This is a genomic window from Fischerella major NIES-592 (genome assembly GCF_001904645.1).
Classification (GTDB): Bacteria; Cyanobacteriota; Cyanobacteriia; order Cyanobacteriales; family Nostocaceae; genus Fischerella; species Fischerella thermalis.
The window spans coordinates 92457-106526 of sequence record NZ_MRCA01000014.1 but is presented as its reverse complement, the minus strand read 5'-3'; the positions used below and the strand labels follow the sequence as shown (position 1 = coordinate 106526).

Sequence of the window (14070 nt, the reverse complement as noted above, 5' to 3'; positions counted from 1 at the left end):
CTAGCAATTACCAAGGACAAACGAAAACCCTCACGATTTAACTTTATTTATACCAACTTACTTATCTTTTCCCTTATTTTCTTCCTCAATACTCTTGCGGAGTTCAATATATTGCTTCCCTAATGCTGTGATTTTGACATAATTAGATAAATTATTGCCTTCATAAGGGATATCACGAATTTCCTTTGTATCTTCGATGTAACCTATATCTCGTAAGTGATACAGTTCTCTTTCTAATTTAGCTGTCAAATCGTAATTGCCATAGTTGCCAGAATTAATTTTTTGCAATGTCTTATACATTGATTCCGGTATTGTTAAGAGAAATATTTTATCTGCTCTGTTTTTCGTAGTACTTAGTTTTTTGTTAAGAGAATTGATTTTGTTGTCAATTTTATCTCTGTCAAATGTCAGCGCAACAACATCATCTGCTCGTGGAATAAATACCATTAAGATCGCAATGAAAAGTAATGCTGCTATAGTTAATACAGAACTACGTCCAGAGAACAACATCACCAGTAAAACGCCTTCTATAAAAGCAAGGCATGAAAAAGCCGCCCACCATTTTGTGGTATAGTCTTGAGTCATACTTCACTCTCCCAAAAAGTGACTTGAGAAATTATTATTCTTTTATTTAAATTTAATTATAGTTTTGATTTTCCTACCTGATTCAGTTTAATATTATGATGCCTTGATAATATCAAAACTTGATTTTCAAGGAGTAGAAATACTTAATATATTTAGATTTTCAAAATAAGTAATGAGAATACTGGTGTGAGTTATCAAATGGTTTCTACGCAACAAGTAACATAGATCGCACTACATTGGTCTTTTCACCTTTGTGTCTTAGTGCCTTGGTGAGTCTACTTACCGCTCTTGAGGTTCCCGTCATGTAGACGCGTAGGCAAAGCGGCTTCAAGGTAGAGTAGTGGCTTAAGGTAAGGGTAGGGTGGTTCAAAATTTAATTTTTTTAACCACAAAGACACTAAGACACCAAGAAAGATACGTTATACCCCCAAAGGGCTACTCCTAAAGCTATTCAACCCGCTTTAAGTGGGTTTTGGCTATTAGCCCGCACTTTAGTTGCGGGCCAAATATCATACCTAGATTGAATAACTATGCCCCGACAGCTTCCTTAGCAGCGTACAGTACTTCAACTGTGATATCTTTGATACCTCGCTCACGAGCAAATTTTTCGGTGTTGCGTTTCACTTTACCACGGACAAAACCGGGAATCTTGTTCAATTCTGCTAAACCATCTTTAGTCCAGTTGAGGTCAGATTCAGCAGATATACCCTTGGTAATTACTTCTTTAGTATCGTGTCCACCGAAGATTTCGAGCAAGTGGTCTTCCATTCCCAGTGTAAAGGAATTGTACACCAAGTCGGCAATTTGGTTAGTACCTTCGTAACCCATGAATGGTTTGTAACCAATGGGGAAGTTCTGGATGTGGATGGGTGCAGCAATCACACCGCAGGGGATATTCAGACGCTTACCAACGTGGCGTTCCATTTGTGTACCGAAAATGGCAGCAGGTTCGACCCGAGCGATCGCATCCCCAATTTGACCATGATCGTCGGTAATAATGACTTGATCACAGTATTCGCTGACTTGTTCCCGGAACCAGTCAGCATCATATTTGCAGTAAGTTCCAGCCCAGACAACGTGAATACCCATTTCCCGCGCCAAAATTTTGGTCATAGCGGCGGCGTGGGTGTTATCACCAAAGACGACTGCTTTTTTACCTGTTAAGTTTTGACAGTCAATTGAGCGGGAGAACCAAGCAGCCTGGGATACATGTAGGGTTTGTTCGTTGATGAAGTCTTCGTAATCAACGTTAGCACCTTGGGCGTTAACTATCTGCTGAATTTTGCGGATGCAACGAGCAGTTTCCACTACTCCCATCGGGGTAATGTCTACATAAGGCATCCCAAATTCTGCTTCTAGGTAACGAGCTGCCATTAAGCCGAGTTCACGGTAAGGACAGAGGTTGAACCACGCACGAGGCAAGTTTTTCAACTCGTGAACCGAAGCACCTTCTGGAATCACTGCATTTACCTCTATCCCTAAATCTGCCATCAACCGTTTCAACTCGGTGCAGTCGTGTTGGTTATGGAAGCCGAGAGTCGAAATACCGATGATGTTGACAGAGGGTTTGGCGGTTTTGCCTTCAGGAAGTTCGCCTTTGTTACGAGCTTTTTCGATGTAGAACTGGACAATTTGATGGAGAGTGCGATCGGCTGCTTGCAACTCGTTGACGCGATAGTGGTTCACATCCGCCAGCATCACATCACCTTTGGCTTCCAACTGCGCCCGTTCCACAAAGTTTTGCAAGTCTTCTTGCAGAATACTGGAAGTACAGGTGGGAGTAAGAACGATGAGATCTGGATGTTCTTCGGCGTCTTTACGGGTAATATTGTTTACTACCTTTTCTTGGGAACCACGTGCTAAAACGTTGCGGTCGACAACACTGGCAGTTACTGGGGTAAAGTCCCGCTCTCGTTCCAGCATCGAGCGCATGACGTTAAAGTAGTCATCGCCCAGAGGTGCGTGCATAATGGCATGAACATTTTTGAAAGAACTGGCGATCCGCAGAGTGCCAATATGGGCAGGGCCTGCATACATCCAGTAAGCCAATTTCATGATAGTGTTCTCCCTTGAAATTAAACCAAGTGTGCCTGAATAAGAGGTGGACTTTTAGCGTTTAATTATTAAATCGTTTTTGATTCTCTCAAATGTTCTACCCTGGCAGTAATTGGCTTCTTGTAAGTTTACATCCCCTAACAATGCTTGAAATGTCGTTGCTGACAAGGATTGGAGACTCAATTAAAACAACATTTATGTTGCTAAAGTTCAATAAAAATTAACGTTTTGGTAAATTCCTTAGCATTTGAGAACTTGCAAGGTGATGACGGCGGGTTGTTGGTACGGATGCCAAAGTCTTTACATTGTCGCTTGATTGAGAAAGCAGAAGTAGAATGTGTGAGTTTGAATCAATATATTGTTTATTTGTTGGGAAAATCGGCGTAGTTTTATTGATGAGGAGAATGGTTTTATTGAGGTGGGGGTTATTGGCGATCGCTTTTTTGAAAATTTTGGGTAAGTCAACCCGAGAAACGTAAAATATCCTGTAAGTAATTTTACTGATACCACTAATAGAAAACCCCATCCCTAAGCAATTATTCGCTTGCGGAAGGGGTTATAAATTAGGCAGTCACTAAACGCCGTAAAGATTCAGCACGACGTTTAGCAGTAGAGTTTTTCGGATCGTATTTGAGCGCTTCTTCATAAGCTTGTAGTGCTTGAGCAGTTAAATTTTTGCGCTCGTATGCATGAGCAAGATTATTTAATGCTGTGACATAATCCGGCTTTGTTTTTAGTGCGTCTTTGTACTGGCGAATTGCTAAATCATACTGTTCTTGGGCAAAGTAAGCGAAACCCAACCCATTGTATATCACAGCGATGTTTTCTTCTCCCTCTTCTTCTGCGGCTTTCAAAGCTTTTTGAAACAGACTTACGGCTTGAGAATAAACTTTTTTTTCTGAGTAAATACTAGCTAATTCGTAATACTCTTGAGTCGTTCCTTTTTCTTTTGAGAGCTTGTTTCGCAACCGGGAAAAGTTTCTTTCTATCTTGCGATTCTTGAAAATTTGCGGAACAACATTGACAAAGGTGAATAAGAGAATACCCACCAAAATTGCGAGATAAATAACCGCTAAATTGCTATCCATTTTCAATTGCCCAGAGTCAAGTGTCAATTGTTCAGAGTCAAGGGTCAATCGTCCAGAGTCAATAGTTTTTCCATTGACCAGAAGTATCGCAATTTTTCTAAACGCAAAACGACGTAGCTCGGTTAACACTCTGTGTTCCTTTGCGTCAACCTCTGCGACCCTTTGCGTTTAAAAATAAACTCAAACATTGTAGGATATTCCTCATTGACCAATGACTATTGACCATTGACCAATGACTATTTTACGGTAAACCCCAGTGTTGAGCGCGTTGCTGGAGCCAACCTGTTTCCAAATAACGCGCGATCGCTCCATTTACCCAGCGTCGCAAATCATCATACTGTAATCCCTTGGGCATGACTACAGATAAAGGTTCAGTTGATAGCTTTACTGGCAGTAGCCGATACTGAGGATATTGTTGCACCCAACCACTCAGGACACTAGTGTCGGCAGCAAAGGCTACTACTGTATTATTTTCTAAAAGCGATCTTCCCTCTTGATAAGAATTAACTCCTACCAAATCTGCATGTGGCAAATAATACCTAACGTCGGCTATAGTACTGGAGTTGTTGAGAACGGCTATTTTCTGTTTTTCTAAGTCGCCTAGCTTCTGAAGCAAGGTATTTTTGGTAATTAATCTTGTGCCATCAAAGTAGTAAGGTATACTTAGACTTACCAAGCGGGCGCGTGATTCGGTTGCTGTCACCCTAGCTATGGTGAGATCAACTTTGTTGTCTAATACTTGTGAGAGGCGATCGCGATTAGCTACGGGTTTGAGTTTGACGGCATTTGTTTTACCAAGTAAGTCTGCTGCTAATTGTTGGGCTAAATCAATCTCAAAACCTTGGAGATCACCTTTTACATTTCTAAATCCCAAAGGACGCAAATTATCTTTGACAGCTATATTTAAATAGCCCCGCCGCTGAATTTTTGTCAGTTCTGCGGCAGATGCTGATGATTGTGTACCTGAACTTACAAGCACAAATAACAGCAGAAAAAGAATTATTTTTTTACCGATAGTCCTAAAAATGTAATTGCAGGAGCTAAGTGTCTGGTGCTGGGGAGAAAAACCCAGCACCCTATCACTCCATCTCCCTATTATTACTTGTCTAGGACTACGCATGGTTTAACTTTTAGCTTGGCTTGCCAACTCTGCCACTTTCGCAAAACTAGTTGGATCGAGGACAGCCATTTGTGCCAACATTTTGCGGTTGAGTTGGATGTTAGCTTTTTTGAGATTACCGATAAACTGACTGTAGCTCATGCCATGTTGACGCACAGCAGCATTGATGCGGGTAATCCAGAGGCGACGGAAATCACGCTTGCGCCTTTTGCGATCGCGATAAGCACTCCGCAGCGCCTTCATTACTTGTTGATTTGCGGTTCTAAACAGGGTGGAGTGAGAACCACGAAAACCTTTGGCGAGTTTGAGAATTTTCTTGCGGCGTTTACGAGCAACGTTACCGCGTTTTACCCTTGTCATAGCTTAATTATTCCTGAACAAATTACAAATAGGGGAGCATCAAGCGCACGTTTTCGGCATCGCGCTCGTCAACAAGAACCATTTTGGAAAGCTTACGCTTTTTATTAGAGGTTTTGTGTTCAAGCAAGTGGTTTTTGAATGCCTTGCGACGTACGATTTTACCACTGCCGGTGGCGCGGAATCGTTTTGCCGCTGCTTTACGAGTTTTGAGTTTGGGCATGGGATGGCTATAATTCGACACAATCCATCATTATAAACTATGGAATTTAAAACTAACCGCTAAGGCGCGAAGAACGCAAAGAAATAAGAAGGAGAAGTAAAGATGGATGAGGTGGTGATTGTTGAATAGGATCCGCAGAAGCGACGCGTATTTGGCAAGTACTAGATAGTACAGCGATACCAGGACTTGCAGCCAGTAACAGTTGAGCACGAACATTTAAAATATGAGTTGGACAAAATATTGAGTTTTCCTACAATACATGGGTGTTTAACTGTTATCAGTGATTGATTATTGTTGCCTGTTCCCTATTCCCTAATTTAACAATTAACATTCTGCCAAACTGGAATTTCAATACAAAATTCTGTTCCCTCCCCTTCTTTGGAAGCGCAAGACAAAATACCTTTGTGACTTTCAACGATAATTTGATAACTGATAGATAATCCTAAGCCTGAACCACTACCTACAGGTTTGGTAGTAAAGAAGGGATCAAATACTCGTGCTTTGACTTTTTCATTTATCCCAGGCCCATTATCAGCAATTCGTACCCTTATATTATTAGCAATAAGTTCAGTGGCAATGCGAATAGTAGGTAATTGGTATTTGCAGCTTTCTTCCCGATTACTATCTTCTATGGCATCAATTGCATTATTCAAAATATTAAAAAATACTTGATTTAGTTTACCCGGGTAGCATTCAACAGCTGGTAATTCCCCATACTCTTTAATGATTTGAATTTGAGGATTGTGGTTTTTGAAATTAAGTCGGTGTTGTAATATTAATAGGGTGCTGTCGATGCCTTCGTGCAAATTGACACGTTTCATCTCGGCTTCATCAAGGCGTGAGAAGTTCCTTAAAGAAAGGACTATATCGCTAATACGTTTCGCGCCCGCTTGCATGGATTCTAAGATTTTGGGCAGATCCGTTAACAAAAAATCGAAATCTATTTCTTGCGATCGCTTGAAAATTTCTGCTCCTGGTTGAGGACAATATTCTTGATATAAGCGTAATATCTCTAGGAGTTCAGATGTGTATTGATTGGTGTATACTAAATTGCCAGCAATAAAACTAATCGGATTATTGATTTCATGGGCAATACCAGCAATCATTTGCCCTAGAGAAGACATTTTCTCGCTCTGGACAAGTTGGGTTTGGGCTTTTTTCAAGTTTTCTAAAGATACTTGCAGGGCGCGTTGAGCAGCAGAACGTTCGGCAATTTCTACTAATAATTGCTGATTGGCATCTTTTAAAGCTTTGGTTCGCTTATCTACTTGATTTTCTAATTCATCCTTAGCCTGAGACAGCGATTTTTCTGCTAATGCTCTTTCTTGATGGAGAGCAACTGCTGCTGCTGCTGCTGCTGCCAATAGATCCACTTCTAAGGAATCCCAGGGACGTGCTTCTTGACAATTATCAAAACCTATGAAGCCCCAAAATTCGCTGTTCACCATTAGGGGCAAAACTAGAATAGAGAGAATATGGTGAGTAGTCAGTATACCTTGTTCGGGCTGGGGAAATTCACTAGCAAGACCTGCAACAATATCACCTCTTGCTAATAATTTAATCCAATGGGGAAAGATCTCTGGTAAGGGTAAATTTGGTAAGGCTAGATTATGAATACCTCCAGCACACCATACACCACGTTGATAGGCAAACAACTGTCCTGAGTGATCTCGATAGTTCTCAAACAAGTAAACGCGACTACCACCAGAGGCTTGCCCTAATGGTTCTAAAATGTGTGTGTAACAACTCCCGTCTGTGTCATCAGCTAATAATCGTCGTTGTACTTCTACTAGTATGGCTAAATAGCGTTCTCGCTTTGCCAAAGCGGCTTCAGTTTGTTTGCGTTCTGTGATGTCCATTAACAACCCATCCCAGAGAATGTCGCCATTTGCTAGTTTCTCTAGACGAGAAGCGCCAGAAAGCCACTTCAACTTACCACTAGGACTAATAAAACGTCCTTCCCACACCCAAGGTTGTAAAGTTTCGGCCGAAATGGCGATCGACTCATCTAAACTGTAGCGATCGTCAGGATGAATCTGTGATAGAACCAGTTCCGCATTTTGTTGTATCTGTTCTGGCTCTAATTCAAACATTTCCCAACAATAGGAACTGACGTAGGGAAAATTCACTGCACCGTCAGGATGCAAGACAAACTGATAAATCATCCCTGGCATGTGAGTTGTAAGTTTGTGAAACTTGGCTTCACTTTGCCGTAGCGCCTCCTGTGCTTTTTGACGCTGGCTAGCTTCCATTGCCAAGGTAACTAAATCAGCTACACAACCCCCAAAATTTTGTTCTTCAATGGTCCAATGGCGCACACCCCCGGTAAACTCATGGCAAACTACACCAATCATTTCCCCTTCTAACCAAATGGGTGCATCTAACATAGATGTGACGCCAACCGCAGGCAGATATGCTGTACCAAATTCATAGGTACGCGGATCGTTATAAGCATCATCTGCGGCAATAGTACGTTCTGTTTGTAAAGCCTGAAAGTATGCTGGATAGTTCACTGCTGCTAGTTCTGCACCACTGCTGTGACGATTAGGGGTTTGTTCGTAGAGGTTAAGGCAATGAATTTTGGAGCGATCGCAATTGTACAGCCAAACACTGACACGTTCTACCCCCAAGGTGCTAGCAGCAGTTTCTGTAATTTCATCTAAAGCAGCATTAAAATCGCCTTGTGCCATAGTTTTACTCTTGGCCAGTGCTAACAAAACTTGATTTTGTTGCTCCAAGCGAGTGTGAGTATGACGTAGACTAAGTTGACTGCTTTGTTGCTCAGGGAGATGACTAAAAGTACAAATTGTTTGCTCTACATGATCTTGAGGTTGAGTATTTACCAGTAACCAAATGTAACTACCATTTTGCGGATTACTAATACCTAAAACTAAATTTTCTTGTTGCAAAAGCAGTAGTTGCGGATTAGTAAATGCTGTTTCCCCTGCTTGGACAACTTGCCAATTATCACCAAAAGCAGTTGTTCCCAAGAGTTCTTGCTCTGTGCGATGCAGCAGCTTACAACCTAGCGCATTGCAAAAGAGAATTTCTGCATTTGCACCCAGTAGCATTAAGCCAACTGGTATTTGCTGGACTAAAAAAGAAGAATCAAATGATAAATACACAGGAATCAACAGACGTCAAGACACGTAAGCATTAATAGGGATTTTAATTGTACTTTTGTTCCTAGTTCCTTATAAATAAGGATAGATAGAACAATACAAAACTATGCATATTTATACAGTTGTACGAAGAAAAAGACTATATTAAGTATTTTCAATTTCATAATACATTCTTTGTGATAAAAAAATAACCGAAATAATACGGTTATCAGTAACATTGAAATTTGCAAAAATCATTATTTCATAAATATATTGAAGCAAATGAATTTTAAAATAACTGGTATTTTATCTTACAATGCCACTGATCTCAAAAATTTATGCTCTGATTTTTATTTTTCTACGAAAATAGCAAAGTTTTTCAATGGTTTTTCCTTACATGAGTAATACATCCTCTCAGTCCTAGTGATATTCACTCAATTCATTAGCCATTGGTTTGTGATCAACCAACAACCAACAAACAACAAATTATTAAGTAATTTAAAGAGTGGGCTGAATTATCAACCCACTCTTGTAACTTGTTATAAGTGAAACAGTAAAAATTACTCAGGCTAGTTTTACTTTTGGCGAGCCTTCGTAAAAAGCAAATTTCATGCCACATATTTTGTTCTCCTCAATGAGCTACTCCTGAACTATGCCGCAGTTTCCAACCAGTCGTAGATTTGTTCCAACTGTTCGAGAGTTATCAACCCATACTGCCAGAGAATCATTGGCAAAGGTCCAGGATCTTGCTTGCTGTGACGAAGCGCAACGTCAATAGAGGCAGCAGAAATTGCCAAATCCTCTTGCAAAAAACGAATTAGTTGTGTGTAGTTAGATGGTAGCATTTGTAGTTCACCCCCTTACATATTGTGTATGCTGGTCCCTAAGACTACTGTTGTTCAGTAGGTTATAACTAGTCTTTGGTAAATCACTAAATTCACACAATCAACAGCCTAAGTACTGCTTGTGTGTATAGTGTTTTTCAATCAAAGCACCGTTGAAGTTACTAATTGTAGCGCTACTTTCACCTTTTAATATCCAGTAGCTGACTTAGCTAAATCGGATTTATCCTTTTTACCTCAGTTGCTTAGCTAAATACACCTGTAGTAAGAAGGATTCCTTAGCTAAATAATCCCTTATTGGCGAATCTTTACACGTACGCCAAAAGATAGATTTTAGTCACAGAATGCTAAAACATAGGCCCCAGCTTGAAGACGTCGGGGTCTATCTGTTTAAGACCGTATTAAATTTTAACGCCAATATTAAATTTTTTACCAGGTACTTAACTATTTTTTTATCAAAAATTTCTCAATTCTTATTTTATCAGGCTTTTAACATCATCATTAAAATTTTTATCTCCGCAAATTTCCGGTCTGTAAGAAATCAATTTTGACACGACTTCCTTTCTTTAACCCCAGTTGCTCGGCTCGTCCGGAACGCAGTTCAATTACCTGATCTACTTGGGTGTTAGGACCATAGGTAGGACAGGGGTCAGCTTTGCAAGGTGGAGCAGTAGTGACCATCTGCACAACGCCTTTTCGCAGAAAAACCATATCTAAAGGTACAGGCACGTTTTTCATCCAAAAGCCCACTGCCATTGGTCTAGGAAATTGAAACAACATCCCTCGATTTGGGCTTAAAGCAGGTCGATACATTAACCCCATAGCCTGTTGTTCTGGAGTTTTTGCCACTTCCAGATCGATTATAGTGCCATTGGGAACAACAGCCCGAGCAGAAATAGGTAACTGCTGACCCTTATTTGTATCAGGTGATAATTGTTCAGTTTTTACTGGTTGAATTTGAGAACTAGGTGCATCAGTAGAAGATTTTGCTGGTGTGGGAATTGAACAGCCTATTAGTAGCATACTCAGAAGTATGGAGAACATGATTTTAGTCATTGGTCAATAGTTATTCGTTAGTGGTTAGCGGTTATTCCGAATGACCCCTTCAGAATTCGTAATTGATAATTCCTCATGATTCTCTCAACACATAACCAACACCACGCACTGTTTGAATCAGGCGCTTTTGTCCTTCGTCTTCTATTTTCAAGCGTAGGTAACGAATATATACTTCTATCACATTTGATTCACCCATGAAGTCGTAACCCCAAACATTTTCCAAAATCTGTTCCCGAGTTAGTACTTCGCGGGGATGTTCCATGAGATATTTAAGTAATTCAAATTCTTTCATTGTTAAGTCGATCGCCCGTCCATTATAGATAGCGCGGCGGGTGGCGATGTCTAAAACTAAATCGGCAAAACGTAATTGTTCTGTGGTGTCTACATCAGGTTTTAAGTAGAGGCGGATTAAATTTAAAAAATCCTCGGAACGGTAGGGTTTAAGAAAGTAATCATCTGCTCCTGCTTCTAAGCAAGCTACGCGATCATCAACTGTATCTCGTGCCATTAAGACCAACACAGGCGATCGCACTCCGGTATTTCTCAGATTTTTACACAAAGAGAGTCCAGATTCTCCTGCTAGCATCCGGTCGATCACAACCAAAGCAGGTTGGCGATCGCGGCTTTGTTGCAAACCGTTTACCCCATCATGAGCCACAACAGAATCATAACCAGATTCTTTTAAGTCAAAAGCGATCTGATTAGCCAGAGTCTCATCGCTTTCAATCACCAAAACACAGGGGTTGTGAGCAAGCGTCATATGAATTTTAGATTTTAGATTTTAGACTTTAGATTTTAGACTTTAGACTTTAGATTTGTACAAATGTTCTCACAAACGCTTGTACATTCAGATCTAAGCGTAATTTAAAATTTTTTAGTGATAAATAATATCCTAAAGTTGACACGCTATCTCAAATGTTTTAGCACGTCAAACTATAGGTTTAGCAATAAAATACTCTACATGCAGAAAATTTAATCTCTTATTTAAGATTTAAGTAATAGGTAATGGGTAATGGGTAATAGGTAATTGGGTTGGTTTTCTCCCGTCTCCCCCTTGTCTCCCGTGTCTTCCTTGTCCCCGATCCCTGATCCCCAATCCCCTATCCCCTACTTACGGCAACTCCACTGATGTAGGTTTAGCAATATGTGGCAAACCCCAACCGAGTTTTTCTCTTAAAACTCGGAAGAATTCTGGCGGTTGCAGGCGAATAAATTTAGCACAATATTGCGATCGCTCTACATTGACGCGATCGTCCGGTAAAACATAACAGCCGCCATTGCCATCAACTACCATCACCAATCGAGGAGTATTAACTGGGTAAATATTGACTGGTTCTGTATCGGGAAACACCAATGCTCTTGATGCTAAGGAATGGGGACAAATAGGCACTAACTGTAATGCTGGTACACCCGGGGTTACAACCGGGCCACCCGCACTCAACGAATAAGCAGTAGAACCTGTTGGTGTAGAAATAATTACACCATCGGCGGCAATATCAACTGGCGCGTGACGACCCACTGCAATTTCAAAATGGCACATCGAGGTTAGTGGTTCTCGATGTAGCACCATTTCATTTAAGCAGAGGGCTTCCCACTGTATTGAATCTCCGCGAAACACTTTGACAGTGAGCATTGCTCGCTCTTCAACTTCATACTTATCCGCCATTAGTTGCTCTACTGCTTGGGGCAGTTGATTGAGATAAGTTTCGGTCAAAAATCCCATGTGACCTGTATTTACACTCAGCATGGGGATACCACAATGAGCAACTAAACGTGATGCTGCCAAAACTGTGCCATCTCCCCCTAGCACGATCGCAAATTTTGTTTCCGAGTCAAAACCAGGAGGTGTTAAACCCTCAATAGGTGTGTGGCATATAGGACTCTCTGGGGTAGAGTAACCCAACATACCACCGATGCCGGTTGTGATGCAGACATCCCAACCGTGGGCGGTGAACTTTTCTTTCAGTTCGCTAGCGACGCGACCTGCTATCGGTTTAACGTCGTTGTAGATAATGCCTACTTTCGGCACACTCAAATATCCAATCTTTAGGCACTGCTCTTTATTATGTTAATCGTGACACATTTTAGTCAATTTTGTTAGTTGTTAGTTGTTCGTTGTTAGTTATTTGTTGCAACCAACCACTAACCACTAACTATTAATTTTTTTAAAAGGAGTCTTTTTCTCTTTTTTCTTTTTATTTTTTTCGTAGTCTAGCTCTTTCAACTTCTTGAGAATGCGATTGAAGTACTCTTGCAAATAGCTTTCGAGGGTTGTGGTGTCTTTAACATCAAAGCCAAAGACTTGGTACACTTCCTCCATCGGAGAATTGAGAGGTTTACCACTCGCCAGTACTTCTGTAAATGCCAGCCTATCTGCTACATTCCATCCCCACTGGAAGAACCGCAGCATTTTGCGGACTGTACGTAGTAAATTAATTGGCATTCGCGTCACTCTTGCTTCTCTGCCTGATAGGCGTTCGCACAAGCTAATTATTTCTTCTGCACTCCAAGCACGAGTACCTACAACCGGAAAAGTCTGCTTTTCAGTTTCTGGTATACTTAAGGCCCGAATTGCAAATTTAGCTATGTCTTGAGTATCCATATAGGCAATGGGCGAAGATTCACCTGTTACCCAAACTGGCTGATTTTCTAAAATAGGGATGCCATATTGACCAATCAAGCCTTGCATAAAACCAGCTAGTTGCAAGATGGTGTAGTTTAAGCCCGATTCTGCCAAATAAATTTCTGTACACCGCTTAATTTCCATCAGTGGTACTTCTGGGTATTTGTCGGCATCCAGTATGGAAAAGAATATAAAACGCTCTATACCTGCTGCTAAACACGCTTGAATTAAGGATACCTTGCCCTCCCAGTCCACTTGTTTAATACTTAAGGAATCGGTGGGACGAGATGTAGCCGCATCTATGACTGCGGTAACACCTTCTAATGCAGTTGTTAATGTCTGGGGGTAGCACAGGTCTCCCGGTACAAGTTCCGCACCCCATTCTTTGAGAAATGCGGCTTTCTTAGCACTCCGGACAAGACAACGTACTTTATACCCCTCATCAATGGCACGACGGGCCACTTGTCTTCCCAAGGTGCCAGTGGCACCGACTATTAATAACGTCATGAGGGTTATTTGCGAAACTTAAACTTTTATGAATAAAATCTTAACAGAATCGCACTAACAAACAAAAGTTTACATTCTTTTAAAATGGTGGCACGAGCGAGAGACTACAGCAAAGCCTCTCGGTCTCAAAAGTTTTCAGGGCAAGAATTACTCTTCTTCTGCACCCTGAATTTTTAGTAACAAAGTACCTAAAGCCCAGCCTACGAAAATCAAGCCAAAGGATAGTAGAGCTGCATTAAACATTTCGCCGCCCATTTGTTGTAGTTCTCCTTTACGAATTGTTGAATTAAGTTAAGTCTACCAGAGCCTTTTCTAGCTGCTGTTAAGATTAAACTAATATGAAGTATTGTGACACAGATTCTCACATCATTTGAAATTTTGGATGGGAAATGGGTTTGGTGGATCTGAGTTTGGTCAATCCATCTGTAAGATTCTTCTTTAAAATCGATTTCAGATTAACCTATGAAAGATTAAGCAGAGTAATTAATTGTAAGATTTGAATTTATTCTTTTC

The 14070-nt window shown here is 40.8% G+C and carries 14 protein-coding genes; 1 reads left to right on the top strand and 13 read right to left on the bottom strand.

Annotated elements, in window-relative coordinates; genetic code table 11:
- Window positions 1-57: 57 nt before the first annotated feature.
- Both NIES592_RS20000 and bchB read right to left on the bottom strand, forming a co-directional pair.
- Window positions 58-585 (bottom strand): hypothetical protein, encoded by a 528-nt coding sequence (locus NIES592_RS20000; protein WP_009459627.1) that lies wholly within the window; start codon window positions 583-585, stop codon window positions 58-60.
- Between the two features lie 528 nt (window positions 586-1113).
- Window positions 1114-2640 (bottom strand): ferredoxin:protochlorophyllide reductase (ATP-dependent) subunit B, encoded by a 1527-nt coding sequence (gene bchB / locus NIES592_RS19995; RefSeq protein WP_062249723.1) that lies wholly within the window; start codon window positions 2638-2640, stop codon window positions 1114-1116.
- A gap of 228 nt (window positions 2641-2868) precedes the next feature.
- Between bchB and NIES592_RS19990 the strand changes: the two genes are divergently transcribed.
- Entirely contained in the window at window positions 2869-3027 is a 159-nt protein-coding gene (locus NIES592_RS19990; protein WP_231936266.1) for a toxin-antitoxin system HicB family antitoxin, read from the top strand.
- A 176-nt stretch (window positions 3028-3203) separates the two neighbouring features.
- Here NIES592_RS19990 and NIES592_RS19985 read toward each other — a convergent pair whose 3' ends face one another.
- From NIES592_RS19985 to petM, 11 genes are all read right to left on the bottom strand, one after another.
- Window positions 3204-3728: a tetratricopeptide repeat protein gene (locus tag NIES592_RS19985; RefSeq protein ID WP_062250837.1), complete on the bottom strand. Its 525-nt coding sequence runs from the start codon at window positions 3726-3728 to the stop codon at window positions 3204-3206.
- A gap of 241 nt (window positions 3729-3969) precedes the next feature.
- Window positions 3970-4848: a transporter substrate-binding domain-containing protein gene (locus NIES592_RS19980; RefSeq protein ID WP_178379592.1), complete on the bottom strand. Its 879-nt coding sequence runs from the start codon at window positions 4846-4848 to the stop codon at window positions 3970-3972.
- A gap of 3 nt (window positions 4849-4851) precedes the next feature.
- Complete coding sequence (gene rplT / locus NIES592_RS19975; RefSeq protein ID WP_009459634.1) at window positions 4852-5208, bottom strand: 50S ribosomal protein L20; 357 nt, start codon at window positions 5206-5208, stop codon at window positions 4852-4854.
- Window positions 5209-5230: 22 nt separating this feature from the next.
- Window positions 5231-5428, bottom strand: a complete 198-nt coding sequence (rpmI, locus tag NIES592_RS19970) for a 50S ribosomal protein L35 (RefSeq protein WP_009459637.1) — start codon at window positions 5426-5428, stop codon at window positions 5231-5233.
- Window positions 5429-5745: 317 nt separating this feature from the next.
- Window positions 5746-8499 (bottom strand): GAF domain-containing sensor histidine kinase, encoded by a 2754-nt coding sequence (locus tag NIES592_RS19965; protein WP_073556690.1) that lies wholly within the window; start codon window positions 8497-8499, stop codon window positions 5746-5748.
- Window positions 8500-9179: 680 nt separating this feature from the next.
- Entirely contained in the window at window positions 9180-9374 is a 195-nt protein-coding gene (locus NIES592_RS19960; protein WP_009459643.1) for a DUF2949 domain-containing protein, read from the bottom strand.
- Window positions 9375-9881: 507 nt separating this feature from the next.
- The gene (locus NIES592_RS19955; protein WP_073556689.1) at window positions 9882-10427 is read right to left on the bottom strand and encodes a DUF192 domain-containing protein; all 546 of its coding nucleotides are present in this window, start codon (window positions 10425-10427) and stop codon (window positions 9882-9884) included.
- Window positions 10428-10500: 73 nt separating this feature from the next.
- Window positions 10501-11187 (bottom strand): response regulator transcription factor NblR, encoded by a 687-nt coding sequence (gene nblR / locus NIES592_RS19950; RefSeq protein ID WP_009459653.1) that lies wholly within the window; start codon window positions 11185-11187, stop codon window positions 10501-10503.
- A gap of 351 nt (window positions 11188-11538) precedes the next feature.
- Complete coding sequence (locus NIES592_RS19945; RefSeq protein ID WP_009459655.1) at window positions 11539-12456, bottom strand: NAD(+) kinase; 918 nt, start codon at window positions 12454-12456, stop codon at window positions 11539-11541.
- Between the two features lie 120 nt (window positions 12457-12576).
- Complete coding sequence (locus NIES592_RS19940; RefSeq protein WP_009459656.1) at window positions 12577-13557, bottom strand: SDR family oxidoreductase; 981 nt, start codon at window positions 13555-13557, stop codon at window positions 12577-12579.
- Window positions 13558-13704: 147 nt separating this feature from the next.
- A complete protein-coding gene (petM, locus tag NIES592_RS19935) occupies window positions 13705-13812 on the bottom strand; it encodes a cytochrome b6-f complex subunit PetM (RefSeq protein ID WP_009459657.1) in 108 nt (35 codons plus the stop codon).
- Window positions 13813-14070 lie beyond the last annotated feature (258 nt).

Coding starts and splice junctions, on each gene's coding strand:
- NIES592_RS20000 (WP_009459627.1), bottom strand. CDS start 585: ATGACTCAAGACTATACCACAAAATGGTGGGCGGCTTTTTCATGCCTT.
- bchB (WP_062249723.1), bottom strand. CDS start 2,640: ATGAAATTGGCTTACTGGATGTATGCAGGCCCTGCCCATATTGGCACT.
- NIES592_RS19985 (WP_062250837.1), bottom strand. CDS start 3,728: ATGGATAGCAATTTAGCGGTTATTTATCTCGCAATTTTGGTGGGTATT.
- NIES592_RS19980 (WP_178379592.1), bottom strand. CDS start 4,848: ATGCGTAGTCCTAGACAAGTAATAATAGGGAGATGGAGTGATAGGGTG.
- rplT (WP_009459634.1), bottom strand. CDS start 5,208: ATGACAAGGGTAAAACGCGGTAACGTTGCTCGTAAACGCCGCAAGAAA.
- rpmI (WP_009459637.1), bottom strand. CDS start 5,428: ATGCCCAAACTCAAAACTCGTAAAGCAGCGGCAAAACGATTCCGCGCC.
- NIES592_RS19965 (WP_073556690.1), bottom strand. CDS start 8,499: ATGCTACTGGGTGCAAATGCAGAAATTCTCTTTTGCAATGCGCTAGGT.
- NIES592_RS19960 (WP_009459643.1), bottom strand. CDS start 9,374: ATGCTACCATCTAACTACACACAACTAATTCGTTTTTTGCAAGAGGAT.
- NIES592_RS19955 (WP_073556689.1), bottom strand. CDS start 10,427: ATGACTAAAATCATGTTCTCCATACTTCTGAGTATGCTACTAATAGGC.
- nblR (WP_009459653.1), bottom strand. CDS start 11,187: ATGACGCTTGCTCACAACCCCTGTGTTTTGGTGATTGAAAGCGATGAG.
- NIES592_RS19940 (WP_009459656.1), bottom strand. CDS start 13,557: ATGACGTTATTAATAGTCGGTGCCACTGGCACCTTGGGAAGACAAGTG.
- petM (WP_009459657.1), bottom strand. CDS start 13,812: ATGGGCGGCGAAATGTTTAATGCAGCTCTACTATCCTTTGGCTTGATT.